General features: G+C 73.6%; 17 protein-coding genes and 2 pseudogenes. 10 read left to right on the forward strand and 9 right to left on the reverse strand.

The window, feature by feature from the left end; all coding sequences use genetic code 11:
• Positions 1-16 precede the first annotated feature (16 nt).
• From AB0H83_RS20080 to AB0H83_RS20105, 6 genes and pseudogenes are all read right to left on the reverse strand, one after another.
• The gene (locus AB0H83_RS20080) at positions 17-1,597 is read right to left on the reverse strand and encodes a carboxyl transferase domain-containing protein (RefSeq protein WP_360095715.1); all 1,581 of its coding nucleotides are present in this window, start codon (positions 1,595-1,597) and stop codon (positions 17-19) included.
• A 3-nt stretch (positions 1,598-1,600) separates the two neighbouring features.
• The gene (locus AB0H83_RS20085; RefSeq protein ID WP_360095946.1) at positions 1,601-2,707 is read right to left on the reverse strand and encodes an acyl-CoA dehydrogenase family protein; all 1,107 of its coding nucleotides are present in this window, start codon (positions 2,705-2,707) and stop codon (positions 1,601-1,603) included.
• Positions 2,708-2,718: 11 nt separating this feature from the next.
• Positions 2,719-4,226: pseudogene (locus AB0H83_RS20090) on the reverse strand (acyclic terpene utilization AtuA family protein).
• Positions 4,227-4,282: 56 nt separating this feature from the next.
• Positions 4,283-5,113 carry a TIGR03084 family metal-binding protein gene (locus AB0H83_RS20095; RefSeq protein WP_360095718.1) on the reverse strand — a complete coding sequence of 277 codons (831 nt, stop codon included), beginning with the start codon at positions 5,111-5,113 and terminating at the stop codon, positions 4,283-4,285.
• A gap of 1 nt (position 5,114) precedes the next feature.
• On the reverse strand, positions 5,115-5,717 hold the full coding sequence (locus AB0H83_RS20100; RefSeq protein WP_360095949.1) for a TetR/AcrR family transcriptional regulator: 603 nt from the start codon (positions 5,715-5,717) through the stop codon (positions 5,115-5,117).
• Positions 5,718-5,843: 126 nt separating this feature from the next.
• Complete coding sequence (locus tag AB0H83_RS20105) at positions 5,844-6,521, reverse strand: Crp/Fnr family transcriptional regulator (RefSeq protein ID WP_033363643.1); 678 nt, start codon at positions 6,519-6,521, stop codon at positions 5,844-5,846.
• A 661-nt stretch (positions 6,522-7,182) separates the two neighbouring features.
• Between AB0H83_RS20105 and AB0H83_RS20110 the strand changes: the two genes are divergently transcribed.
• Genes AB0H83_RS20110 through AB0H83_RS20130 form a run of 5 tightly spaced genes read left to right on the forward strand, consistent with a single transcriptional unit; the run spans position 7,183 to position 12,391 of the window.
• A complete protein-coding gene (locus AB0H83_RS20110) occupies positions 7,183-9,171 on the forward strand; it encodes a CapA family protein (protein ID WP_360095722.1) in 1,989 nt (662 codons plus the stop codon).
• A gap of 35 nt (positions 9,172-9,206) precedes the next feature.
• A complete protein-coding gene (gene nth / locus AB0H83_RS20115; protein WP_360095725.1) occupies positions 9,207-9,932 on the forward strand; it encodes an endonuclease III in 726 nt (241 codons plus the stop codon).
• Positions 9,929-10,552, forward strand: a complete 624-nt coding sequence (locus AB0H83_RS20120) for a TlpA disulfide reductase family protein (protein ID WP_360095728.1) — start codon at positions 9,929-9,931, stop codon at positions 10,550-10,552. Before nth ends, AB0H83_RS20120 begins: the two co-directional genes overlap by 4 nt.
• On the forward strand, positions 10,549-11,202 hold the full coding sequence (locus AB0H83_RS20125; protein WP_360095731.1) for a CoA pyrophosphatase: 654 nt from the start codon (positions 10,549-10,551) through the stop codon (positions 11,200-11,202). Before AB0H83_RS20120 ends, AB0H83_RS20125 begins: the two co-directional genes overlap by 4 nt.
• A gap of 4 nt (positions 11,203-11,206) precedes the next feature.
• Complete coding sequence (locus AB0H83_RS20130; RefSeq protein ID WP_360095734.1) at positions 11,207-12,391, forward strand: MarP family serine protease; 1,185 nt, start codon at positions 11,207-11,209, stop codon at positions 12,389-12,391.
• 155 nt (positions 12,392-12,546) lie between these two features.
• Here AB0H83_RS20130 and AB0H83_RS20135 read toward each other — a convergent pair whose 3' ends face one another.
• On the reverse strand, positions 12,547-13,857 hold the full coding sequence (locus AB0H83_RS20135; RefSeq protein ID WP_360095737.1) for a S8 family serine peptidase: 1,311 nt from the start codon (positions 13,855-13,857) through the stop codon (positions 12,547-12,549).
• 423 nt (positions 13,858-14,280) lie between these two features.
• The gene (gene eccD, locus AB0H83_RS20140; protein ID WP_360095740.1) at positions 14,281-15,615 is read right to left on the reverse strand and encodes a type VII secretion integral membrane protein EccD; all 1,335 of its coding nucleotides are present in this window, start codon (positions 15,613-15,615) and stop codon (positions 14,281-14,283) included.
• A 130-nt stretch (positions 15,616-15,745) separates the two neighbouring features.
• On the opposite strand from eccD, the gene eccCa reads away from it, so the two are divergent.
• Complete coding sequence (gene eccCa / locus AB0H83_RS20145; RefSeq protein ID WP_360095743.1) at positions 15,746-19,678, forward strand: type VII secretion protein EccCa; 3,933 nt, start codon at positions 15,746-15,748, stop codon at positions 19,676-19,678.
• A gap of 4 nt (positions 19,679-19,682) precedes the next feature.
• Here eccCa and AB0H83_RS20150 read toward each other — a convergent pair whose 3' ends face one another.
• Positions 19,683-20,222: an inorganic diphosphatase gene (locus AB0H83_RS20150; protein WP_360095746.1), complete on the reverse strand. Its 540-nt coding sequence runs from the start codon at positions 20,220-20,222 to the stop codon at positions 19,683-19,685.
• 81 nt (positions 20,223-20,303) lie between these two features.
• Between AB0H83_RS20150 and dacB the strand changes: the two genes are divergently transcribed.
• From dacB to AB0H83_RS20170, 4 genes and pseudogenes are all read left to right on the forward strand, one after another.
• Complete coding sequence (gene dacB, locus AB0H83_RS20155) at positions 20,304-21,698, forward strand: D-alanyl-D-alanine carboxypeptidase/D-alanyl-D-alanine-endopeptidase (protein ID WP_360095749.1); 1,395 nt, start codon at positions 20,304-20,306, stop codon at positions 21,696-21,698.
• A gap of 92 nt (positions 21,699-21,790) precedes the next feature.
• Positions 21,791-22,834, forward strand: a pseudogene (locus tag AB0H83_RS20160) (zinc-dependent metalloprotease); the annotation flags it as partial.
• Positions 22,835-23,289: 455 nt separating this feature from the next.
• Positions 23,290-24,258: a tRNA lysidine(34) synthetase TilS gene (tilS, locus tag AB0H83_RS20165; protein WP_360095752.1), complete on the forward strand. Its 969-nt coding sequence runs from the start codon at positions 23,290-23,292 to the stop codon at positions 24,256-24,258.
• 292 nt (positions 24,259-24,550) lie between these two features.
• Entirely contained in the window at positions 24,551-26,170 is a 1,620-nt protein-coding gene (locus tag AB0H83_RS20170; RefSeq protein WP_360095755.1) for a gamma-glutamyltransferase family protein, read from the forward strand.
• Positions 26,171-26,240 lie beyond the last annotated feature (70 nt).

Below are 26,240 nucleotides of genomic sequence, written 5' to 3' on the forward strand. Positions count from 1 at the left end.
TCCTTTGCGTAGTGGCTTAAAGGCGGAAGACGCCGAAGTTGGGCTCGGCCTGGCCGCGGCCCACGAGCGCCAGGCACATGCCGAGCACGGTGCGGGTGTCGCGGGGGTCGATCACGCCGTCGTCGTACAGGCGGCCGGACAGGAACAGGGCCGCGGACTCCTGCTCGACCTTGTGCTCGACCATGAACCGCATCGTGCGGTCCTGCTCCTCGTCGTAGGCGTGCCCCTTGGCCTCGGCGGCCTGCCGGGCCACGATCGACAGCACCCCGGCCAGCTGCTGCGGGCCCATCACCGCCGACTTGGCGTTCGGCCAGGTGAACAGGAACCGCGGCTCGAACGCGCGGCCGCACATGCCGTAGTTGCCGGCGCCGTACGACGCGCCGATGTTGACCGTCAGGTGCGGCACCTTCGAGTTCGCCACCGCGTTGATCATCAGGGCGCCGTGCTTGATGATGCCGCCCTGCTCGTACTCGCTGCCCACCATGTACCCGGTGGTGTTCTGCAGGAACAGCAGCGGCGTGCCGGTGGCGTTGGCGAGCTGGATGAACTGGGCCGCCTTCTGCGCCTCGGCGGAGAACAGCACGCCCCGGACGTTGGCCAGCACGCCGATGCGGTGGCCGTGGATGGCGCCCCATCCGGTGCACAGCGCCTGGCCGTAGGCGGGCTTGAACTCGTCGAACTCGCTGCTGTCGAGGATCCTGGCGAGGATCTCCCGGGGGTCGAACGGCACCCGCAGGTCGGCGGACGGGATGCCGAGCAGGTCGTCGGCGTCGTACTTGGGCTCGGGGCCGTAACCGCGGGCGACGGTGTGCCGGAAGTTGCGGACGCAGCCGCGCGCCAGGCGCAGCGCGTCGCGCTCGTCCTCGGCCATGAAGTCGGCGAGCCCGGACCGCGTGGCGTGCATCGCCGCGCCGCCCAGCGTCTCGTCGTCGACGGTCTCGCCGGTGGCCATCTTCACCAGCGGCGGGCCGGCGAGGAACACCTTGGCCCGGTCCCGCACGAAGATCGTGTAGTCCGACATGCCGGGCACGTACGCGCCGCCGGCGGTCGCGTTGCCGAAGACCACCGCGACCGTCGGGATGCTCGCCGCCGACAGCCGGGTCAGGTCGCGGAACGCCGCCCCGCCGGGGATGAAGATCTCCGCCTGCTGCGGCAGGTCCGCGCCGCCCGACTCGACCAGATTGATCATCGGCAGCCGGTTCTCGCGGGCGATCTGGCCGGCCCGCTGGGTCTTCTTCAGCGAGAACGGGTTGACCGCGCCGCCGCGGACCGTCGGGTCGTTCGCCACGATGACGCACGGCGTACCCTCGACGATCCCGATGCCGGTGACCACGCTGGCGCCGACCGGGTAGTCGGTGCCCCACGCCGCGACCGGGCAGATCTCCAGGAACGGCGAGTCCCGGTCGACCAGCAGCTCGATGCGCTCGCGCGGCAGCAGCTTGCCGCGGGCGTGGTGGCGGGTCACGTACTTCTCGCCCCCGCCGCCGCGCGCCTGCCGCAGCGCCGACTCCAGCTCGGTCAGCCGCTCCAGCATCGCCTCCCGGTTGTCCAGGTAGACGGCCCCGCGCGGGTCGAGGGCACTCGTCAGAACCGGCATGCCTCAGACCCCCAACTGCTTCGCGATGATCTCGTTCATGATCTCCGTGGTCCCGCCGCCGATGCCCATGATCCGAGCGTCCCGGTAATGGCGCTCGACCTCGGCGTCGCGCAGGTACCCGAGGCCACCGTGCAACTGCACGGCCTGGTCGACGATGTGGTCGCAGGCCGCGACCGCCGTGTTCTTCGCCATCGCCACCTCCGTAACGAGTTGCTCGCCGCTTGCGACACGCAGCGCGGTGTGTCGCACGTACGTGCGGGCGACGTCCACCTGCCGGGCCATCTCGGCGAGCCGGTGCCTGACCAGCTGCCGGCTGGCGAGCGGGCGGCCGAACGTGTGCCGGTCCCGGACCCAGGCGAGGGTCAGGTCGAGGCAGCGCTGCGCGGTCGCGTAGCACTGCACCGCCAGGGAGATCCGCTCCGCCGCGAAGTGCCGCATCAGCGCCAGGAAGCCGCCCACGTCGTGGGTACGAGGGACCCGCACGTCCACGAACGACAGCTCGGCGGTGTCCGAGCAGTGCCAGCCCATCTTCTCCAGCGTCCGGGTGACGGTGAAGCCCCCGTCCTTCGCCACGACGACGAGCCGCACGCCGTCCTCGGTGCGCACCGCCGTGGTGGCGAAGTCGGCCCGGGCGCCGCTGGTGATGAAGAGCTTCGTGCCGTTGACGACGTACGCGTCGCCGTCGGCCTTCGCCGTGGTGCGGATCCCGGCGACGTCGGACCCGCCGTCGGGCTCGGTGATCGCCAGGCAGCCGATCAGCTCGCCGCGCAGCGTCGGCCGGACGAACCGGTCGATCAGGTCGCGGTCGCCGCTGTCGACGATGTGCGGCAGCGCGATGCCGTGCGTGAAGAGCGCCGCGATCAGCCCCGACGAACCACCCGACTGGATGATCTCCTCGGTGACCACGATCGAGTCGGTCAGGTCGCCGCCCTCGCCGCCGACCTCCTCGGCGAAGCCGATGCCGAGCAGGCCGAGCTCGGCCGCCTTGCGGTGCAGCTCCCGGGGCACCTCGCCGGCCCGCTCCCAGTCGGCCAGGTGCGGCACGATCTCCCGGCGGGTGAAATTGCGCACCAGGTCCCGCAGCTCCGGCTTGGCGAACGCGTCGGTCATGGCGGGGCCGGTCATGGCAGCAGCTCGTCGGGGATGTCGACGACCCGGGAGCGCAGCCACTCTCCGAGGGCCTTGCCCTGCGGATCGAAGCGGGTGCCGGCGGAGACGCCGTCGCCGAGGATGCCGCGCACCACGAAGTTGAGCGCGCGGAGGTTGGGCAGCTCGTACCGGCCGACGTCGCGCACCTCGGGCAGCAGCGTCTTGAGGAGGTCCTCGGTGAGCGTCTCGCGCAGCCATGCGTACGCCTCGTCGGAGCGGGCCCAGACGCCGATGTTGGCGTCGCCGCCCTTGTCGCCCGACCTGGCCCCGAACAGGGTCCCCAGCGGCACTCTCATCGGACCTCCACGGTGGTGGCGTCGGGGAGGACGGCGACGTGGCGGACCTCGCCGCGCGGTACGGCACCCGCACGGAACACGCCGAAGGGGGTGGCGTCGCCGGGTGGGCTCGTCAGGGTGAGGCCCGGGTAGGAGGACAGGGCCAGCTCGACCGCCGCCTGCGAGAAGGCGCGGCCGGCCGCCTTCGGGTCGGCGCTCTTGATGTGCACGGCCAGCAGGGCGCTCGCGCGCTGTTCGTCGCCGGCGTCGGGGTGGTCGGTGCGGGCCAGCCGGAACTCCAGGCCGTCGCTGCCGATCCGGCCGCGCAGCTGGCGCTCGACGAGGGCGGCCTTCTCCTCGATCTGCAGGCCGCACAGGACGAACGTCATGCTGTTGCGGAAGCCGCCGAGGGCGACGGTGCCGACCTTCAGCGTCTCCGGCGGCGGGCTGCCCTTGACGCCGGTCACCTCGACCCGGTCGTCGCCCTGCTGGGCGAGCCGGATCGTGTCGAAGTGGGTGGTGACGTCCGGGCCGAGATACTCGGGGGTGTCGATCTCGTACAGCAGCTGCGCGGTGACCGTGTCGACCGTGACGGCGCCGCCGGTGCCGGGGTGCTTGGTGATGACCGACGACCCGTCCTGCCGCAGCTCGGCGATCGGGAAGCCCGGGTGGTCGAGGTCCGGCAGCTCGGTGAAGAACGCGTAGTTGCCGCCGGTCGCCTGCGCGCCGCACTCCAGGATGTGGCCCGCCACCGTGGCGCCGGCGAGCGCGTCGAGGTCGGACGGCTGCCAGCCGAAGTGGGCGATGCCGGGGCCGACGACCAGCGACGCGTCGGTGACGCGGCCGGTGACCACGATGTCGGCGCCGGCCTTGAGGCACTCGGCGATGCCGAAGGCGCCGAGGTACGCGTTCGCGTCAGGGCGGACGGCGTCGCCCTGGACGTGCCCCACCTTGACGGTGAGGCCGAGCCTGCTTGCGAGGGCCTCGATCGCCTCGCGCAGCTTCGCCGGGTTGAGGCCGCCCGCGTTGGTGACGATCTTGGTACCCCGGTCGAGCGCGGTGCCGAGGAAGCCCTCGAGCTGGCGCAGGAATGTCTTGGCGTAGCCGGTGTCCGGGTCCTTCATCCGGTCCTTGGCCAGGATCAGCATGGTCAGCTCGGCGAGGTAGTCGCCGGTGAGCACGTCGAGCGGGCCGCCGTCGAGCATCTCCTGCCAGGCGGTGGCGCGGTCGCCGTAGAACCCCGAGGCGTTGCCGATGCGGATCACTGCTGTGACTCTTTTGGCTCGCGCTTGTCCGCTGATCTTGGCTCGCGCTTGTCTCCAGGTGGGCCGGCGAACGCCTGGGCCAGGGTCGTCCACTCGCGGGCCTCGTCGCCGGTGGCCTGCAGCGCCAGGTCGGCCGGGTGGCGGCGCTGTGTGACCAGCAGGCAGAAGTCCTCGGCCGGGCCGGCGATCCTGTTCGGCGCGTCCTCGGGCCCGAACGTCCACAGGGCGCCGTCCACCGTGGACAGCTCGACCCGGAACGGCTGCCGCGGTGCCGCACGGCCGTGGCTGAGGAAGCTGTGCCCGATCGTGCGGTAGCCGATGTTGGCCACGTGCCGCAGCCGGTCTGTCGGGCGGCGGTGCGCCTGCGCATCGGCCCGCTCCGGGAACGTCTCGGCGACGTCCTGGCCGTGCGCCCAGGTCTCCATCATCCGGCCCGTCGCGCTGGACAGCGGCGACATCGCGGTGCCGAACCACGGCAGCTTCTCGTCCTTCGGCCGCGTGCTCAGCGCCTCCGCCAGCGCCTCCCGGCCGTCGCGCCAGCGGCGCAGCAGCTCGGGCGGCGGGGCGATGTTGTCCGCCGCCGCGCGGTCCACCATCGTGAACGGGTCCTCGACGGCGCTCATCCGCTCGACGAACGCGGCCGGGTCGGTCGCGGCGAGCGTCGCCACCGTGTCGGTCCAGTGCAGGTGGGCGATCTGGTGCGCGACTGTCCAGCCCTTCGCGGGCGTCGGCCGGCTCCAGTCCCTGTCGTCAAGGGCCGACACCAGACGGTCCAGCGACTCGGACTCTTCGCGCAGGTCGGCGAGCACCTCGGACAACGTCACCATCTCAGGTCCCCAGGATCGTCGTGAGCTGCTGTTTCCACGCCGCGAGCAGCAGGCCGCGGCGGTGGCTGTCGTCGGTGAGCAGGTTGGCCACGCCGAGGCCGCGCAGCAGGTCCAGGGTCGCCTGCACCGCCTCGCGGACCCCCGGCCGGCGCTCGTCGGCGCCGAGCAGTTCGACCGTCAGGCGGTGCATCTCCCGGCCGACCTTGGCCTCGAGGGGCACCAGCGCGTCGCGCAGCTCCGGGTCGGTGCGGGCGGCGACCCACACCTCGAGAGCGGCGACGAACAGCGGGCCGGTGAACGCGGCCGCGAGCATGTCGAGAACCTTGTCGAGGCGCTCGTCGCGGTTGCCGGTGAGCGTGGCGGCCTCGATGCGGATCTCCTCGGCGCGCCGCTCGGCGAGGTGCGTGACGGCGGCGAGCACCAGGGCGGCGCGCGTGGGGTAGTGGTGCAGCTGGGCGCCGCGGGAGACGCCAGCGCGCTCGGCGATGACCGTGGTGGTGGCGCCGGACCAGCCGTGCAGCACGAGACAGTCGACGGTCGCCTCCAGCAGGCGCTGCTGGGTGGCACGGCTGCGCTCCTGTTGCGGGGCTCTCACGCCTTTCAGGGTGCTGCTCCAGAAACAAACAGTCAAGACTGATTTTTTTGTGAGCAAGCAAAAAGGCACGCGGCCGCGTGCCTTTTTGGGGTGTCCTCTGTTGTGCTTCTGGGGTGTCCTCTGTGGTGCTGCCGGTCAGACGCGGGCCCGGCGAGCCAGCCGCTCGGGGTCCATGATGATGACGCTCTTGCCGTCCAGGCGGAGCCAGCCCCGGGAGGCGAAGTCCGCGAGTGCCTTGTTGACCGTCTCGCGGGAGGCACCGACCAGCTGCGCCATCTCCTCCTGGGTCAGGTCGTGGTTGACCCGCAGCACGCCGCCGTCACGGGTGCCGAAGCGGCCCGCCATCTGCAACAGCGTCTTGGCCACCCGGCCCGGCACGTCCGTGAAGATCAGGTCTGCCAGGGCGTCGTTGGTCCGCCGCAGCCTCCTGGCCAGCACCCGCAGCAGCTGCTCGGCGATCTCGGGCCGGTTGGTCAGCCACGGGCGCAGCGCCTGTTTGCGCAGCCGGGCCAGCCGGGTGTCGAGCACGGCCGTCGCGGTCGCGGTGCGCGGACCCGGGTCGAACAGGGACAGCTCCCCGACCATGTCGCTGGGGCCCATCACGGCGATCAGGTTCTGCCGGCCGTCGGCGGCCCGCCGACCGACCTTGATTTTGCCGGACAGCACGATGTAAAGGCTGTCGCCCGGCTCGCCCTCACTGAACACGATCTCGCCCTTGCGGACGTCGATCGTCTCCATCTCCTTGGCGAGGGATTCGGCAGCCTCGGGCTCGACGCCCTGGAAAATGCCGCTGCGCGCCAGTACCTCGTCCATCGCGTCCACCTCGAATCCGTCGGCGTGTCACTCGCCGTGAGCAATCACGCGAACGTCAGTTTATGCACACGGGGTCGTGTCCCGGTCGTCGGGCAGGATGCTCACCATACACGCCGACCTGCGGCGCGGCGTCCTTCAACGGTACTGGTCACGCAGTGGAACCGGACCATCACGAGCTCGCGCGGGTGCGATATGTTCGCCGCGGGGCAACTCGACCCCATAGCTGAAAGACCGGTGGGGTGGGAAGCGCATGACGGTGTACGGCGGACCGCCGAGCGACCCGTCCCGTTGGCCGGACGATCGCGAGCAGCCTCCACACGACCAACCGCCCGCGCCCGGCCCTGGTTACGGGCCGTCCGGGATGGACCCTCGCGGGCCGGCCGATCCCCGCGGGCCGGCCGGGGCGGATCCCCGCGGGCTGGACCGGCGGGGTGAGCAGCCTCCGGGTGACGCCTGGGCCGACCGGCGCGCCGGTGGTGGTCGCGGCGACGGGCCCGGCACTGCCGCGTGGGGCGCCGAGCCCGGCACAGCGGCGTGGGGCGCCGAGCCCGGCGCGGCGGCCTGGGGTGGCGACGGGCGGGGCGCCGAGCCGGCCACGGCCGCGTGGAGCAGCGACCCCCGGCCTGGTGATCCCCGGCCTGGTGATCCCCGGCCTGGTGATGTGCGCGGGGGCGAGCTGCGTGGTGGCGACTTCCGGGCGGGGCCGCCCTCCGGTGACGCGCACGGTGGCCAGCCGCCGGGTCGCAGCGCGTGGGCGCCCGAGGAGACCCGCGGCGACCGGCCGACCGGCTCGGTCTTCGGCGGCACGGCCCAGGTCCGGGGCGGCGGCGACCGGCCGACCGGCTCACTGTTCGACCTGCCACCTTCCGCGCGGGGCAGCGCGGCTCCCGGCTTCGACGGCGCGCCGCCGCCCGCTCGTGGCAGCGCCAGGCCCGCCGGCGGGGCGTATGGCGCCGCGGCGGTGCCCGGTGCCGGCCCCGAGCCGACGGGCACGTTCCGCGACGCCCGGCCGCCCGCGACGGGCACGTTCCGTGACGCGCAACCGCCGGCCACGGGCACCTTCCGCGACGCGCAGCCGCCCGCGACGGGGACGTTCCGTGACGCGCAACCGCCGGCCACGGGCACCTTCCGTGACGCGCCCGCGACGGGCACCTTCCGCGACGCGCAACCGCCGGCCACGGGCACCTTCCGTGACGCGCAGCCGCCGGCCACGGGCACCTTCCGTGACGCGCAGCCGCCGGCGACCGGCACCTTCCGGGACGGGGCGCCAGGCGGCGGGTCACTGTTCGCGGCCGGTGGGCAGAACACCGGGCCGGTCTACGGTGCCCAGGCGACCGGGCCCGTCTACGGTGCCACGCGGGCGCCGGACCCTGGGGCGACCCGAGGCCCCGAAGACCTGTATGCGGCGCAGGCGTACCAGCCGGAGGAGCGGGCCGGCCGGCGGAAGCTGCCGCTGCCCGGGGAGACACCGCCGCCGAAGAGCGGGGGCCGGCGCCGGACGGCGATCATCCTGGGCGCGCTCGCGGCGCTCGTCATCGGGGCCGGCACGGCGGGGGCGGCGACGTTCCTCGGCGGCGACGACCCGGCGCCGGGCAACAGCCAGCCGCCGGTGGCGCAGCAGGGCAGCGAGGCGGCGACGCCGGGTGGGTCGACCGCGCCCGCGGCGCCCGGGCCCGCGGACGGCGTCACCATGACCGCGACCGGCGACATCGTGATGGGCATGGCGCCCGTCGGGCTGCCGCCCAACAACGGCAAAGGATTCTTCGACCCGGTCAAGGAGTTCCTGGCCGCCGACTTCCAGATGGGCAACCTGGAGCAGGTGCTGACCGACGACACCGGCGTCGGCAAGTGCTCCGCCGAGTCGGCCGGCAAGACGTGCTTCGCGTTCCGGACGCCGCCGTCGTACGTGAACAACCTCAAGGACGCCGGGTTCCACATGATGACCATGGCGAACAACCACGCGTACGACTTCGGCGAGGTCGGCTACAAGAACTCCCAGAAGGCCCTCGACGGCGCCGGGATCAAGTACACCGGCTGGCCCGGGCAGATCTCGGTCGGCGAGGCGAAGGGCGTGAAGATCGCGGTCGTCGGGTTCGCGTCGTACCGGTGGTCCAACCTGTGCAGCGACCTCGCCGCGGCGGAGACGATCATCAAGGAGGCCACGACCAAGGCCGACCTGGTGGTCGTCCAGGTGCACCAGGGCGCGGAGGGCTCCGACAAGACGCGCACCAAGCCCGGCACGGAGTACTTCCTCGGGGAGAACCGGTGCGACACGATCGCGTTCGCGCACAAGGTGATCGACGCGGGCGCCGATCTGGTGGTCGGGCACGGGCCGCACGTGATGCGGGCGATGGAGTTCTACAAGGGCCGGCTGATCGCGTACAGCCTCGGCAACTTCGCCGGGTACCGGGCGCTGAGCTACAACGGCGTCGTCGGCATCGGCGGCGTGCTCAAGGTGACGCTGGCCGGCGACGGCACGTACAAGAGCGGATCGCTGACCGCGACGTACATGGTGGCGCCCGGCCTGCCGAAGCCCGACCCGAAGAAGCAGGCGATCCCGTTCGTGTCCAACCTGACGAAGCAGGACTTCCCGACCACCGGCGCGAAGATCGCCGCCGACGGGACTATCACCCCACCGGCGGGCGGCTGATCCGCCCCCGCCGGGCGGCGACGTAAAGTCGGAGCGTGACTGAGACTGCGCTGGGGCTGAAGCGACGGGCCCGACGGATGGCGCGGGCCCTCACGGTGATCCACCCCGACGCGCACTGCGAGCTGGACTTCACCAGCCCGCTGGAGCTCGCCGTGGCCACGATCCTGTCCGCGCAGACCACCGACGTGCGGGTCAACCAGGTGACCCCGAAGCTGTTCGCGCGCTACCCGGACGCCGCGGCCTATGCGGCGGCGGACCGGACGGAGATGCAGGACATGCTCATGCCGCTGGGGTTCTTCCGCAACAAGACCGACTCGCTGATGAAGCTCGGGCAGGCGCTGGTCGACCGGCACGACGGCGAGGTGCCGGGCACCCTCGACGAACTCGTCGCGCTGCCCGGGATCGGGCGCAAGACCGCCAACGTGATCCTCGGCAACGCGTTCGGCGTACCGGGGATCACCGTCGACACGCACTTCAAACGGCTGACCCAGCGGTGGCACTGGACCACGGAGACCGACGAGGTGAAGATCGAGTTCGCTGTCGCGAAGCTCATCGAGCGGCGCGACTGGACCATGCTGTCCCACCGGGTGATCTTCCACGGGCGCCGGGTCTGCCACGCCCGCAGACCGGCCTGTGGTGCGTGCACCCTGCGGCGCGACTGCCCGTCGTACGGGATAGGCCCCACCGACTTCGAGACCGCCGCCGCCCTGCTGAAGGGCCCGCGGGTCGCGGAGCTGACCGAGTTGGCGCTCGCGTCATGAGGCGGGTCCTCGCCGGCCTGCTCGCTGTGGCGCTGCTCACCGTGTCCGCCTGCACCGAAGATCCGCCGAAGGCCGATGACGTCGCCGCCGCGCCGACCGGCCCGGCCTGCCTGCAGCCCTCCTCGCCGGCGGCCGCCTCGCCGGGTCCGGCCCCGTCCGGTGGTACCGCTGGCAAGGCACTGCCCGCGATGGCCGTCCGGTGTTTCGACGGCGGCCGGTACGTCGATGCCGCTCTGCTCGGCTCCGCTCCGACGATCGTGAACCTCTGGGCGTCGTACTGCGAGCCGTGCCGCACCGAGCTGCCCGCGTTCCAGCGGTTCGTGACCGAGGCGGGCGGCCGGCTCAGGGTCGTCGGCGTCGTGGTCAAGGACCGGCGCGACGCGGCGCAGTCGGTCATCGACGACCAGCGGCTGACGTTTCCGATGCTGGAGGACCGCGACCAGCAGTTCTCCATCGCCCTCAGCCGGGTCGTGGGCAAGCCGGTGGCCAACGCGCTGCCGGCCACACTGTTCGTCGCACCCGGAGGGCGCATCGTTTACACGTACCAGGGAGAAGCCCTCGACGAGGAGAAGATCCGGGCGCTCACGGCCGCGCATCTCGGGATCGAGGTGGGGCAATGAGCGACGTTCCTGACTGGTTGGAGCCGTTGCTGACCCGGCTGCGGGACACCGAGCCGGGCGACTTCACGCGCCTGCCCACCCCCGACGGGGATGGGCAGCGGCAGAGCGCGGTGCTCGTGCTGTTCGGCGAGCAGCCCGGCAGCGGCCCCGACGTCCTGCTGCTGCAGCGGGCCGCGACGATGCGTAACCACGCCGGGCAGCCCGCGTTCCCCGGCGGGGCGGTCGACCCGACCGACGCCGACACGATCGCGTGCGCGCTGCGGGAGGCCGAGGAGGAGGTCGGGCTCGACCCGGCCACTGTCGAGGTCGTCGCGACCCTGCCGACGCTGTGGATCCCGGTGAGCAACTTCCTGGTCACGCCGGTGGTCGGGTGGTGGCGCTCGCCGCACCCCGTCGGGCCCGCCGACCCGGCGGAGGTGGCCCGGGTCGAGCGCCTGCCGGTCCGTGACCTGGTGGACCCGGCGAACCGGCTGCGGGTGCGTCACCCGAGCGGATGGATCGGTCCCGCGTTTCGGATACACGACATGTTGGTGTGGGGGTTTACCGCCGGCGTGCTGTCCACGCTGCTGGAACTCGGTGGATGGGCGGTCGAGTGGCCGACAGACCGGGTTGAGGAACTGCCGGCACCTGGTGCCGCCACCGTAGGCTGAGTACGTGTCTGGCAGCGTGATCGATATCGTCCTTGTGCTCCTCGTGGTGATGTTCGCCGTCAACGGCTACCGCCAGGGGTTCCTTGTTGGTCTGCTGTCATTCGCCGGGTTCTTCGGCGGTGCCCTCTTAGGGCTGCAGGTTGGCCCCCGCATCGCGGAGCTGTTCGACGACGACCCGATCCGGGTCGTCATCTCGTTGGCGGCGGTGTTCGGTCTCGCGGTCGCCGGACAGGCCCTCGCCAGCTTCGTCGGCAACCGGCTGCGCAGCGCGATCGTCAACCGCACCGCGCAGGGCGTCGACAACGCCGGTGGGGCGGTGGTCTCCGTCATCGCGGTGCTCGTCGTCGTCTGGCTCGTCGCGGCGCCGCTGAGCTCGTCGTCGCTGCCGTGGCTGGCCCGCTCGGTGAGCAACTCGATCATCCTCAACGGCGTCGACAAGCTCATGCCGCAGCAGGCCGACCAGCTCTCCGCCGCGCTGCGCGACACCGTTGACACGCGCGGCTTCCCCGACGTGTTCGACGGCCTGGCGCCGACCCGGGTCCGCCAGGTTGAGGCGCCCGACCCGAAGCTCGCCGGCTCCGAGCTGGTGAAGAAGTCCGAGCGGTCCGTGGTGAAGGTCCGCGGCATCGCGCAGAGCTGCTCCCGGCGCATCGAGGGCTCCGGTTTCGTCTACGCCACCGACCGGGTCATGACCAACGCCCACGTCGTGGCCGGCACCAAGTCGACCACCGTCGAGGTCAACGGCTCGCAGAAGAAGGCGGTCGTCGTCGCGTACGACCCCGACCGCGACCTCGCCGTCCTCTACGTCAAAGGGCTCAACGCGCCGATCATGCCGTTCGCGACGAAGAAGGCCGAGACCAACGCCGACGCCATCGTGATCGGGTACCCGCTGGACGGACCGTACAACGCGCAGTCCGCCCGCATCCGCGACCACCGCCAGATCACCGGCCCCGACATCTACGAGGACGGCAAGGTCACCCGCGAGATCTACACGATCCGGGCACTGGTGCGCAGCGGCAACTCCGGCGGCCCGCTCGTCTCCCCGGACGGCACCGTCCTCGGCGTGATCTTCGCGGCGGCGGCCGACGACCAGAACACGGGCTTCGCCATCACCGCCGACGAGGCGGCCGTCGTGGCCGAGGCGGGCAAGACGCACAACGAGCCGACGGGGACGGGGAAGTGCGCCTGACGTGCGGCTGAACCGCCGTCCGGCTGCGGTGTTGCCCGGCCGGCTGCTGTTGCCCGGCCGCTTTTAGGGGCGAGCGGCGACTGCTTCGGGCGGCGGCGACTGCGTTCGCTCGGTGGCGCGGTGCCTGGCCTGCTGCCGGCGTAGGGGCTGGTTGCTCAGAAGCGGTCTGAGCGCCTGGTCCGGTGGTGGAGCAGGACCCCGGCGGCGCCGAAGAGCAGGATGACCAGGGTCGCCATGAGGCCGACGGTGATGCTGGCGCCGACCGGCTCGCTCGCCGGTGACTGCCGGGCGCCGGCCAGACCGGCCACCTCGCCGGACGGCAGCGGGGCGGCGCCGCCCTCGTGCGGTGCCTGCCTCGCCGAGGGGGTCGCCTTCGCCGGCCTGCCCGACTCCGTCTTCGGCTGGGCGGCGGCGGTCAGCGGGTTCGCCGCCACCTCCTCGACCGGCTCGCGCAGCGCCGAGACGGGGTCGACCTCGCCGTACCCGAACTCGTCGTCCCGCCCGGCCGGCCCGAGATCCTTGGCCGTGCCGATCAGCCGGTTGATCACGTTCGCCGCGCTCATCTCCGGGTACTTCGCGCGGATCAGCGACGCCGTTCCGGCGACCAGCGGCGCGGCGAAGCTCGTGCCCTGCACCTGCCAGTACCCTCCGCCGGGACGCGCCCCGGTGAGGTTGTCGGCGGGCGCGGTCAGCACCGTCTCCGGCCCCGTCAGCGAGCCGGCCCACAGCCCGTCGTCCGCGCCGCCCTGCCCGCCTGACGCGGTCGGGCCGGCCGTGGGCCGGGCGCTCGGCGGCGCACCCCCACTCAGCCCGGCGACCGCGACGACGCCGGGCTCCCGGGCCGGGTACCAGACCTCACGGATCGACGGGTCGGTCGCCACGTTGCCGGTGCACGCCACGACGACGACGTCACGGGCCGCCGCGTACCGCAGCGCCTCCGCGATCGCGTCGCTGCGCAGCGCCCCGCCCAGCGACAGGTTGAGCACCGTCGCCCCGTGGTCGACGGCCCACCGCACTCCTTCGGCGATGATGGCGGGGTCGTCGTACTTGTTCAGCTTGTCCAGCACCCGTACCGGCAGGATCTTCGCTCCCGGCGCGATCCCGGCGACGCCGCTCGTGTCGTCGGCCCGCCCCGCGATCAGCCCCGCGACCGTCGTGCCGTGCCCGACCGGATCCTCCCGCCCGTCGCCCCCGTCGACGAGGTCCACGCCCGGCAGCACCTGCCCCACGAGGTCGGGGTGGCTCGCGTCGACCCCGCTGTCCAGGACCGCGACCACCACCCCACTGCCGGTCGACACCTTCCAGGCCGCCTTCGCCCCGAGCTCGTTGAGCTGCCACTGCGCCGACCGGGTCTGGTCCGCGCCGGCCGGCTGCGCCGTGAGCAGGCACGCCAGCAGCGCAAAGATCGCCGTAACAAGGCCACGGGCGGCGGCACGGGGGAGGGGAACGGGTGCGATGGCACCCATTCTGGACCGTGTTGGCCGGGTCTGTCAGCCTCCCGCCCCGCTACCCGGCGATTCTTAAGCAGCCGCTAAAACACCCTCGCTGCAGGAGGTCTGATCACGGTCTCGTGGGGCCTCCGCGCGCAGGTGCGGATGTCATGGATGATTCATCTCGCTGCGCCATACGTCGATGGCCCGGCCAGACGAGACGCCGGCGCGGTCGGTGCTGACGAACCGTGCGCCAGGGCGGAGGCCGCGGCCCCCTGCGGGCGGTGGCGGTGCGGAGGCCGCGGACCTACGGGCGGTGGCGGTGCGAAGGCCGCGGACCTGCGGGCGGTGGCGGCGGCCCCCGGCTGGCCCGGCGGTGAGCTGGCACGGATCGACCACCCGTTACCCCCGGAGCCCCGCGCCCGGCAGGTCGGGCAGTGGACGGGGCGCGGGCGGGAGTCAGGTCAGCAGGCCGTACAGGCCGAGGACGGCGCAGGCGAGCGGCACAGCCGAGATCAGGCAGAGGATGTCGAGGATGTCGGCGGCGCGGGCGGCGTACGGGGACAGCGGGTGCGCCGCCGCACGGGCGCCGGTCAGGGCGACGGCACCCGAGACCAGCGCGATCACCACGGCCGTCGCAACGGTCGGCGGAGCGGCCGAAGCCAGCGCCACCAGGCAGCCTGCGCCGGCGGCGAGGAGCGGCAGGCGGTGGCGGACCGTGACGAACATGCGGGCGCGCAGCAGCAGGGCGACACCGCAGACCGCGACCATGATCAGGCCGGACACGTCGCGGGAGCGGGTCAGGACGGCGGCGGCCGCGGCGGCGGTCAGGGCCGAGCCGAGGAGCAGGCCGGTGAGCATCTCGTCGGTGCGGGCGACGGCGGCGAAGACGCGGGCGCGGTCCGGGGGTGTGCCGAGGCCGGCGCCGGTGTCGGTCAGGTCGCCGGGGAGGGCGACGACGGGCATGGGCAGCTTGCCCAGGCGGATGGCGAGCAGCGGGGTGCCGGCCACGCCCGCGACGACGGTCGCGAGGACGACGGCGGCGGCCGCGGCAGGGCGCACGTGGACGGCCAGGAACGCGCCGCCGGCGCCAGTCAGCGCGACGGTGGCACCGGCGACGAAGACCCGGAGCAGGTGCGCGACCCCGGCGCCGGCGAGCAGCGACGCGACGAGGAGTGCCGTCGCGGCCAGCAGCGCCCGGGCGGCGGCGCCGGCCGGCGCAGGGGCGGCGAGCCAGCCGAACACGGCCGCGAACGGCAGGCCGAACCCGGCCAGGACCGCGCCGGTGAACGCGTCGCCGTAGGCGCGGGAGGCGACCGTGCCGGTGAGGAGCAGGACCAGCGCGGCGACCGCGGCGGGCAGCGGCAGGTCGCCGCGGACGGTGGCGGCGAGCGCGACGGCCAGGCCGACGCCGGCGACGGCGAGCGCGGCGGCGCGGGTCGCGGCGGGGCTCCAGGCGACGCCCTGGCGGCGGGCGCCCGCGGCGATGGCGTCGACGACGTCGTCGAACTCGAGCTCGGGCCAGCTCGCCCGGGCCGGCACCAGGTGCAGGACGGCGCCGTCGCGGACCTCCTGGCCGGCCAGGCCCGTCGTGGTGGACAGGGCGGTGCCGTCGCCGCGGCGCAGGAGCCAGCCGCCGTGCCGCTCACCGTCGTCGGCGAGCCCGACCCCCGCGTGCTGCAGGAGCTCGGGCAGCAGCTCGGCCAGCGGCACGGCATCAGGCAGCGCGACATCGACCCGCCGTTGCGGCGAGCTGATCGTCACGCGGGCGAGGCCGGGCGAGGCTGCGGGCATCGCTCAGAGGTACCACGGTCGATGCCCGGGTGTCGTCCCGCTCCCGCGAATCGGACGTTGTGTGACGGAGTTGTCACGCTGGATGCATCAGGGGTCCCGCTGGCCCCGTGCGAGTCCTACAGTGCCTGGCGTGAGCACGGTCGTGGTGAAACGGTCTCCGCGACGGCCCGCGCCCGAGATCCCGAGCGGTGACCTGATCGTCCAGGCGCCGCCGCAGATCCCGCCGGTGCCGCCGTCGCGCTGGCAGCAGCTGGTCCAGCTGGTGCCGATGCTCACCGGCACGCTCGCCACGGCGATGCTGTTCGCCGGGCGCGACGGCGGGACGTATTCGTACGTGATCGGGGCGGTGTTCGGGTTCTCGACGCTGGGGATGCTGCTGACGTCGACCGGCGCCGGAGGGCCGAAGAAGGCCGAGATGATGGCCGCCCGCCGGGAGTATCTGCGGCACCTCGCGGCGCTGCGGCGCCAGGTCCGCGACACCGCCGCCAGGCAGCGCACCGGCCTGCACTACCGGCATCCCGATCCCGGGTCGCTGTGGTCGACCGTGGACAGCTTCCGGCTGTGGGAGCGGCGCCCGGCCGACGCCGACTTCGCGGTCGTGCGGGTCGCCGTCGGGCCGCAGACCCTGGCGACGCCGCTGCACCCGCCGCAGACCGGGCCGCTGGAGGACCTGGAGCCGCTGACCGCCGGGGCATTGCGGCGGTTCCTCGACGCGTACTCGGTCGTGCCCGACCTGCCGGTCGCGATCTCCCTGCGCAGCTTCGCCCGCGTGCACGTCGGCACCGGCGCGGCGCCCGACGACCCGGCGGTCGCGCTGGTGCGGGCGATGCTGGCGCAGCTGGCGGTGTTCCACGCGCCCGAGGACCTGCTGATCGCCGTCTGCGCCGGGCCGCACCGCCGGGAGCGGTGGGAGTGGACGAAGTGGCTGCCGCACGCCATGCACCCGGCCCGCACCGACGCGGTCGGGCCGGTCCGGCTCGTCACGGGCGCCGCGGTCGAGCTGGAGGGGCTGCTGGACGACCTGCTCGCCAACCGGGCCAGGTTCGCCGCCGACCGGGCCGGTCCGCAGCGGGCCGCTCCGCACCTGGTGATCGTGCTCGACGGCGGTGACCTCGCCGGCAGCGGCCACCTCGGCACCGACGGCGGCGTCGACGGGGTGACCCTGATCAGCCTGGATGGCGCGCCGCCGCGGCTGCTCGACCCGGCCGCGATCGTGCTCGACCCGGCCGGCGGGCGGCTGGTGACCGCGTCCGTGGAGGCCGACGGCGAGGTCGGGGTGCCCGACGCCCTCTCCCCGGCCGAGGCGGAGGCGCTCGCCCGTCGCCTGGCGCCGCTCAGATTGGCGGTCGCCGGCGGTACCGGCGACGACACGACGAAACGGGACACCGGCGCCGACCTGGCGGCGCTGCTCGGGCTGGACGACCCGTGGTCGCTCGACGTGGCGAGGGCGTGGGCGCCGCGCCCGCACCGCGACCGGCTGCGCGTGCCGATCGGAGTCGGCCCGCAGGGACAGCCGGTGGAGATCGACCTGAAGGAGTCGGCACAGGACGGCATGGGCCCGCACGGGCTGCTGATCGGCGCGACCGGATCCGGCAAGTCGGAGCTGCTGCGCACGGTGGTGCTCGGCCTGGCCGCCACGCACTCCTCGGAGACGCTCAACTTCGTGCTGATCGACTTCAAGGGCGGCGCGACGTTCGCGCGGCTGGACCGGCTGCCGCACGTGGCCGCGTTCATCACCAACCTGGAGGCGGAGCTGCCGCTGGTCGACCGCATGACCGACGCGATCAACGGCGAGGTCGTGCGGCGCCAGGAGCTGCTGCGCCGCGCCGGTGACTACGACTCCCTGCGCGACTACGAGCGGGCCCGCGCCGGCGGTGCGCCGCTCGCGCCGCTGCCCAGCCTGCTGGTGATCTGCGACGAGTTCAGCGAGCTGCTGGAGGCGAAGCCGGACTTCATCGACCTGTTCGTGCAGATCGGGCGGGTCGGCCGGTCACTGGGCGTGCACCTGCTGCTGGCCTCGCAGCGGCTCGAGGAGGGCCGGTTGCGCGGGCTCGACACGCATCTGTCGTACCGGATCGGGCTTCGGACGTTCTCGTCGCTGGAGTCGCGCACGGTGCTCGGCGTCCCCGACGCCTACGAGCTGCCGCGCTCACCCGGCCACGGCTACCTGAAGTCCGGCACCGAGCCGTTGACCAGGTTCAAGGCGGCATACGTGTCCGGCGCACACCAGCAGCCCGGACGGCCCGGTGCGGCGGCCGCATCAGGGCGGCGGGTCGCGGCGTACGACACGCGGTTCGCGCCGCCGCGGGCGGTGCCGGATCCGCCACCGGACGAGCCGTCCGGGAGCCTGCTCGACATCCTCGTCGACCGGCTGGTCGGCCAGGGCGTCCCCGCCCACCAGGTGTGGCTGCCGCCGCTGAGCGCGTCCGCGTCGATCGACGAGCTGCTCGGCCCGGTCGCGGTCGAGCCCGGCCGGGGGCTGGGCGTCACCGACCGGCGGCTGCGCGGGGCGCTGCAGGTGCCGGTCGCGCTCGTCGACAAGCCGCTGCAGCAGCGTCGTGACGTGCTGTGGCTCAACCTCGACAGCGCCAACGGGCACGTCGCCGTCGTCGGTGGCACGCAGAGTGGCAAGTCGGTGACACTGCGCACGCTGATCGCCGGGCTCGCGCTGACCCACACACCGGCCGAGGCCCAGGTGTACTGCCTCGACTTCGGCGGCGGGCAGCTGCTCGGCCTGCGGGACCTGCCACACGTCGGCGGGGTGGCCGGCAGGCTCGATCCGGCCGCGGTGCGCCGTACCGTCGGCGAGGTCGCGACGCTGCTCAACGACCGGGAGCGCCGCTTCGCCGAGGCCGGCGTCGACGGCATGGCCACCTACCGGCGCCGCCGGGCCACCGTCAGCAGCGCCGCGGCCGCCGACGCGTGGGGCGACGTGTTCCTGGTGATCGACGGCTGGGCGACGGTCCGCAGCGAGTACGACGACCTCGAGACCGTGATCACCGACATCGCGACGCGCGGGCTCTCCTACGGCATCCACGTCGCCGCCTCCGCGTCACGCTGGACGGACTTCCGCCCGGCCCTGCGGGACCTGCTCGGATCTCGGATCGAGCTGCGCCTCGGCGACGAGAGCGACTCCCTCGCCTCGCGCCGGGCCGCCGCGAACGTGCCGAAGGAGGCGCCCGGCCGCGGCGTGACCTCCGACGGGCTGCACCTGATCGTCGCCCTGCCGAAGCTGGCCGGCGGTGACCAGGCCGACCTGGTCAAGGCGGTCACCGCGGCGTGGACCGGCGCGCCGGCGCCCAGGGTGCGGATGCTGCCGGGCCTGGTGCCGTACGCGGCGGTGGCCGGCGACGCCGACCCCGCCAACCCGCTCGACCTGCCGGTCGGCCTCGCCGAGGCCGACCTGCGCCCGGCCCGGGTCGACTTCGCCGCGGAGCCGCACCTGCTCGTCTTCGGCGACGCGGGTTCGGGCAAGTCGACGCTGCTGCGCGGGCTGGCCGCGACGATCAGCGGCCGGTTCGCCCCCGAGCGGGCGCGCATCGTGCTCGTCGACCACCGGCGCACCCTGCTCGGCGCCGTGCACACCGAGCACCTGATCGGCACCGGCACCGGCACCCAGCAGACCGAGGACCTCGTCGCGTCGGTCGCCGCCTACATGCAGCGGCGCCTGCCGGGCCCCGACGTCACGCAGGACCAGCTGCGCACCCGCGGCTGGTGGACCGGGCCGGAGTGCTTCGTGCTGGTCGACGACTACGACCTGGTCGTCTCCGGGGCGGGCAACCCGCTCGAACCGCTGCTGCCCTACCTGGCCCAGGCCCGCGACATCGGCCTGCACCTGATCGTGGCGCGGCGCAGCGGCGGTGCGGCACGGGCACTGTTCGAGCCCGTGCTGCAACGGCTGCGGGAGCTGTCCTCGCCCGGCCTGCTGCTGTCAGCGGACCGAGAGGAGGGTGCGCTGCTCGGCAACGTCCGTCCGGGGCCGCTGCCGCCGGGCCGGGGCTGGCTGGTCACCCGCCGCGACGGCGCGCGCCTGATCCAGGTGGCGCACGTCGAGGCGGGCTGAGGCGCTACTCGGTCGGGTGCGCGGTCGGGGCGACGCCCGGGTCGTGGTAGCTGCCGTCCGCGATGGCCTGCTGGTAACGCTTGCGGGAGGCGGCGATCTCCGCCTCGGCCTCGACCCGCCCGACCCACGTCGCGCCCTCGACGCTCTTGCCGGGCTCCAGGTCCTTGTACACCTCGAAGAAGTGCTGGATCTCCAGCCGGTCGAACTCACCCAGGTGATGGATGTCGCGCAGGTGCTCCAGGCGCGGGTCGTCCGCAGGCACGCAGAGGACCTTGTCGTCGCCGCCCTTCTCGTCGGTCATGCGGAACATGCCGATCGCCCGGGAACGGATCAGGCACCCCGGGAACGTCGGGGCCTGCACGAGCACGAGCGCGTCGAGCGGGTCCTCGTCCTGGCCGAGCGTGCCCTCGATGAAGCCGTAGTCCGCCGGGTACTGCGTCGAGGTGAACAGCGTCCTGTCGAGCCGGATCCGGCCCGTCGCATGGTCAACCTCGTACTTGTTGCGTTGACCTTTCGGGATTTCGACCGTTACGTCGAAGTCCATCTGATGACTCCTCACCCTCGCACCGCTGCGCCGACCACTAGTCTCCCTGACAGCACCACAGCGAAGTACGGGGAGGGTCGGTTGGCGAGGGAAAGACCACAGCTTGGCACTGTCGCCGCGGCCGTCGCGCTGGCCGTGGCGCTCGTTGCCGCGCTGGCTTCGGTGTACGCGGGACCTGAGACCATCCGTCTGCTGAGCCTCGTGGGCTCCGGCGAGCAGGCGAAGTGGACCGCCGGGGTCACCCCGGAGCCGCCGCCCGCGGTCCTGACCGCGGTGGACGGCCAGGCACCGCTGCCGTCGCCGGACGGGGTCAAGGCGGCCCTCGCGCCGCTGCTGGCCGCGCCCGCGCTCGGCCCGCACATCACCGCCTCCGTCGTGGACGTGGCGACCGGGCAGGTCCTGTATTCCTCCGAGCCCGACGCGGCCATGACCCCGGCCTCGACGACGAAGGTCGTCACGGGCGTGGCGGCGCTCGCCACGCGCGGACCGGCGTACCGGATCCCGACCCGCGTCGTCGCCGGCGCCCAGCCGGGCGAGGTCGTCCTCATCGGCGGCGGCGACCCGACGCTCGGCGTGTTCCAGACCCCCTACTACCCGGGCGCCGCCCGCCTCGACGACCTGGCCGGCCAGGTGAAGAAGGCGCTCGGCGACACCGCGCCGACCAAGGTCGTCTACGACGGCTCGCTGTTCACCGGGTCCGGGATCGGCCCGGGCTGGGACGACGACGCCACCACCGAGGGCTCCGGTGCGGTGATCACCGCGATCATGACCGAGGGGGGCCGCCCCAACAGCGGCAAGTACGCCAAGCGCTACGCACAGCCCGACATGCAGGCCGCGCAGGCGTTCGCCAGACTGCTCGGGCTGCCGGCCACCGCCGTCGTGGCGGGCACCGCGCCCGCCGGCGCCCAGGAGCTCGGCAAGGTCGAGTCCGCGCCGATGGTACGGCTGGTGGAGTTCATGCTGCTGGAGAGCGACAACGTGCTGGCCGACATCCTCGCCCGGCAGGTCGCGCTCGCCAAAGGCCAGCCGGCGTCGTTCGAGGGTGGCGCCGCCGCCATGCGCACCGTGCTGGAGGAGCTCAACGTGCCCGTGACCGCGTACGGGCTGGTGGACGGCAGCGGGTTCTCCCGCAACGACCGCCTGTCACCGGCGCTGCTCACCACGCTGCTGGCGATGGCGGCCCGCTCCGACCGCGCCGACCTGCACGGGATCTTCAGCGGGCTGCCGGTCGCCGGGTACTCCGGGACCCTGGCCGGACGGTTCACCAAACCGCAGGAAGGCGCCGGCGCGGCCGGCATGGTCCGGGCCAAGACGGGCACGCTCACCGGCGTCAACTCGCTCACCGGGATCGTGGTGGACGCCGACGGGCGGACGCTCGCGTTCGCGTTCATGGCCGACCAGACCACCGACGGACCCAAGGCGGTCGTCGCGCTGGACCGGGTCGCCGCCGCGCTCGCCGCCTGCGGCTGCCGGTAATCCTGTCGCTCTACGTGGTCGAGCATGAACGTACGGTCGACGGCGGGCATTCTCGGCGGCCGGTGATGGTCCGGCGCGGGTACGGTGGGGGCATGGCGCAGTTCGTCGATTGGGATCTGGCCGCAGCAACCGCCGCGGCGTTGGGCAAGAGCGGCCCCGCCGTGTCTTACGAGGAGGCCGCCGCCGCCGTCACCGACCTGCGGGGACTGGCGGACGAGGCGACCGAGCACGTCAGCTCCTTCACCGGGCTGCGCACGAAGCTCCTGGCACCGCCGGTCCGCATCGTCGACCGCCGCGACTGGGCGGCGACCAACATCGAGGGCCTCCGGCAGGTGATCCAGCCCCTGGCGGAGCGGCTCGCGGGCGGCAAGCAGCCAGGGCCGGTCGCCAGCGCCATCGGGTCGCGGTTCACCGGCGTGCAGGCCGGCACCGTGCTGGCGTACCTGTCGGGCAAGGTCCTCGGGCAGTATGAGGTCTTCTCCGCCGACCCCGGCCAGCTGCTCCTCGTCGCGCCCAACATCGTGGAGGCGGAGCGCCGGCTGGGCGCCGACTCCCGCGACTTCCGGCTCTGGGTGTGCCTGCACGAGGTCACCCACCGGGTGCAGTTCACCGCCGTGCCCTGGATGCGGGGATACTTCCTGGGTGAGGTCGGCGCGTTCGTGGACGCGTCCCAGCTCAACCAGGACCAGCTCGCCGAGCGGCTGCGCCGCGGCATCGGCGCCCTCGCCGACGTGGTCCGCGACCCCAACAGCAAGGTCTCGGTGCTCGATCTGGTGCAGACGCCCGGCCAGCGCGCCGTGCTCGACCGGCTCACCGCGCTGATGACGGTCCTGGAGGGGCACGCCGAGTTCGTCATGGACGGCGTCGGCCCCGAGGTGCTGCCGTCGGTCGAGGACATCCGCGCCAAGTTCAACCGGCGTCGCGAGTCGGCCGCCAACCCGCTCGACCGGGTGCTGCGCAAGCTGCTCGGCATCGACGTGAAGATGCGCCAGTATGCGGAGGGCCGCAAGTTCGTCCACGCCGTCGTGGAGCGGGTCGGCATGGAGGCATTCAACAAGATCTGGCAGTCGCCGCTGACCATTCCGCGGCTGGACGAGCTCGGCGACCCCGACGCGTGGGTGGTGCGGGTGCTCGGCGCGAGTGCGCTGAGCAGGCCGGTCGCCGTGCCGCCTGTTGCTCCGGTTGCGGCTGTTGCGCCTGTTGAGGCTGCCGCGTCGGCCGCGACTTCGGCGGGGGCTGCCGCTGCGGCTGGGTCGCCGGCTGCTTCGCCGGCGAAGGCCGGGGTGGTCGAGACGCCGCCGGCGCCCGTGCCGACGCTGCCCGAGCCAGCGGTGGCGGAGGCGGGGATCGCGGAGTCGACCGAGGTGGCCGGGCTGTCGACCGAGGAGGCCGCGGTTCCGGCGCCGGTGACGCCGGCGACCACGACCGCCGAGCCGGCCGAGCCCGCCGAGTCCGCCGGGGACGCCGGGTCCGCGACGGTTGACGAGGACGAGCCTGCCGAGGTGGAGCCGCTGGTCGCGAAGGCGGACGCCGGCGAGGGTGACGGCGGCCAGGAGCGGCCGGCGAAGCCCGACGCCACCGGCTGATCGCGGTGGCCGCGCTCGCGCCGGCCGTGGCCGCGGTGCGTGCCGCGGTCCGGCGTGGCCTGGCCGACGTGTCGCCGGGTGACATGGTGCTGGTGGCCTGCTCCGGTGGCGCCGACTCGCTCGCGTTGGCTGTGGCGGCGCGGTTCGTCACGCAGCGCATGCGGACGCACTGCGGGCTCGTCACGGTCGACCACGGGCTGCAGGCGGGTTCCGGGGATCTGGCCGCGCGGCTCGCGGGCTGGGCACGGGACCACGAGTTCGACCCGGTGGACGTGCGGACCGTCAAGGTCGCCGGGCACGGCGGGCCCGAGGCGTCCGCGCGTAACGCCAGGTACGCCGCCCTTGTCGCCGCCGCGAAAGCCCACCGGGCGGCGCTGGTGCTGCTCGGGCACACCCGCGACGACCAGGCCGAGACGGTGTTGCTGGCCCTGACCCGCGGCGCCGGGCCGCACGGGCTGGCCGGGATGCCGGCCAGGCGGGAGCGCCAAGGGGTGTGCTTCGCCCGGCCGCTGCTGGACGTGACGCGGGCCGACACCCGGGCCGCGTGCGAGGTGGCCGGGCTGACGCCGTGGGAGGACCCGCACAACAGCGACCATGCGTACGCCCGCTCGCGCGTCCGGCCCCTCGTCGCCGCCCTCGGCCCGGCCGTGATCGACAACCTCGCCCGGACCGCGGCGCTGGTCGCCGCCGACACCGCGGTGCTCGACGAGCTGGCCTCGGACGCGTACGACAAAGCCGTCGCCGGGCTGGACGAGCTCGACGTCGCTCAGTTGCAGCGGCTGCCGCAGGCGGTCCGTACGCGGGTCCTGCACGGCTGGGCCCGCCGGCTCGGGGTGTCGGGCGGGGCACTGTCGCACCGCCATGTGGTCGCCATGGACGCGCTGGTCACCGACTGGCACGGGCAGGGGCCGGCGGCGCTGCCCGGAGGACTGCGGGTCGCCCGCCAGGACGGCAGGCTGCGCCGCATCACATAGGAACGGCACCGACACCGCCGCACCGACACTGCACCGAGCTGGCGCAGCGCACCGGACCGCGCTGCCGCAGCGCGCAGAGCTGAACGCCGTGGCAGCGCACTGGGCACACGACGCCGCAGCGCACCCGCGGCCACGACGCCGCAGCGCAGAGTGGTCGGCAGCGCCGCGAGCGCCTGCCCCACCGCCGCACCGCCGCGAGCCGATGCGAAAGGAGCCGCCCAGCCTTGTGCCGGGCCGGCGGTGCCGCATCGCAGGACGGCCCGGGTCGACCTGCGTGGCTTAAGATCAACCGATGTCGAACGACCTGCACCCGCGCCGGGCGGTCTACGCGCCTCGTGGCGTCGTAGCGACCACGCAGCCGCTCGCCGCGTCCGCCGGGCTCGCCGTCCTGCGCCGGGGCGGCAACGCCGTCGACGCGGCCATCGCGACCGCCGCCGCGCTGACCGTGCTGCAGCCGGGGTCGAACGACATCGGCAGCGATTTGTTCGCCCTGGTGTGGGATGGTTCACAGCTGCACGGGCTGAACGGCTCCGGGCGGTCGCCGGCGCTGCTGACCCGGGACCTGGTCCTCGACCGGGAGCCGGCCGCCCGCGCCGTGGCCGCGCTCGGCGGTGCGCAGGCGCTCGCGGCCCAGGTCATGCCCGCCCGCGGGTGGCTGCCGGTGACCGTGCCGGGCGCCCCCGCCGGCTGGCGCGACCTGCATGAGCGGTTCGGGTCGCTGCCGTTCGCGGACCTGTTCGACGACGCCGTCGCGTACGCCGAGCACGGGTACCCCGTCTCGCCGACCGTCGCGCACCACTGGGACCGGGCCGTCGAGGTGGTCCAGGCGGGGCTGACCGGCGAAGAGTTCACCGAGTGGAGTCGCGTCTTCACGCACGGCGGCCGGGCGCCGCGGGCGGGGGAGCGGTTCCGCAACCCCGACGCCGCCCGCACGCTGCGGTCGATCGCGGCGACCGGCGCGGCGTCGTTCTACCGGGGCGAGCTGGCCGAGGCGATCGTGGCGTACGCCGAACAGACCGGAGGACTGCTGCGTGAGGCCGACCTGGCCGGGCACGCGTCGCTCTGGGTCGAGCCGATGTCGGTGCGATACAGGGACCATGACGTCTGGGAGCTGCCGCCGAACGGGCAGGGCATCGCCGCGCTGCAGGCACTCGGCATCCTGGACGGCTTCGACGCCGGTGGCGAGGACGACCTGCACCGCCAGATCGAGGCGATGAAGCTGGGTTTCGCCGACGCGCACGCGTACGTGGGAGATCCGGCGCTGGTCGTACACCCGCCGCAGCTGCTGGATCCGGGTTACCTGGCGCGACGCCGGGGGCGCATCGGCCGCCAGGCGACCGAGCACCCGCCCGGCGACCCGTCCCGCGGCGGGACGGTCTACCTCTGCACCGCCGATGCCGACGGGCGCATGGTCAGCCTGATCCAGTCGAACTACATGGGCTTCGGCTCGCACGTCGTGGTGCCCGGCACGGGCTTCAGCCTGCAGAACCGCGGCGCCGGGTTCGCGCTCGCCGAGGGCCACCCGAACGAGGTCGGGCCGGGCCGGCGGCCGTTCCACACGATCATCCCGGGCTTCCTGACCAGGGACGGCGCGGCGGTCGGCCCGTTCGGCGTCATGGGCGGCCACATGCAGCCACAGGGCCACGTGCAGGTGGTCCGCTCGACCGTCGACGACGCGCTGGACCCGCAGGCCGCGCTCGACCGGCCGCGCTGGTACTGGCACACGGGGCTGAACGTGCGCCTCGAGCCCGGCCTCGCGCACGCCGCCGACGACCTGCGACGCCGTGGTCACGAGGTGCGGGTGGTCGACGAGCAGGGGGCGTTCGGCTACGGGCAGGCGATCTGGCGTACCTCGTCCGGCTATGTGGCGGGTTCGGAGCCGCGGGCCGACGGTGCGGCCGTGGGTTACTAGCCCCCGCGGGGTCCGCTGCGACGCGGGTCTCTTGTGGGGTGACCCGCCGTCGATCCGGGAGAGCCGATAC

This window comes from Dactylosporangium sp. NPDC050688 (assembly GCF_040654515.1).
Taxonomy (GTDB): Bacteria; Actinomycetota; Actinomycetes; order Mycobacteriales; family Micromonosporaceae; genus Dactylosporangium.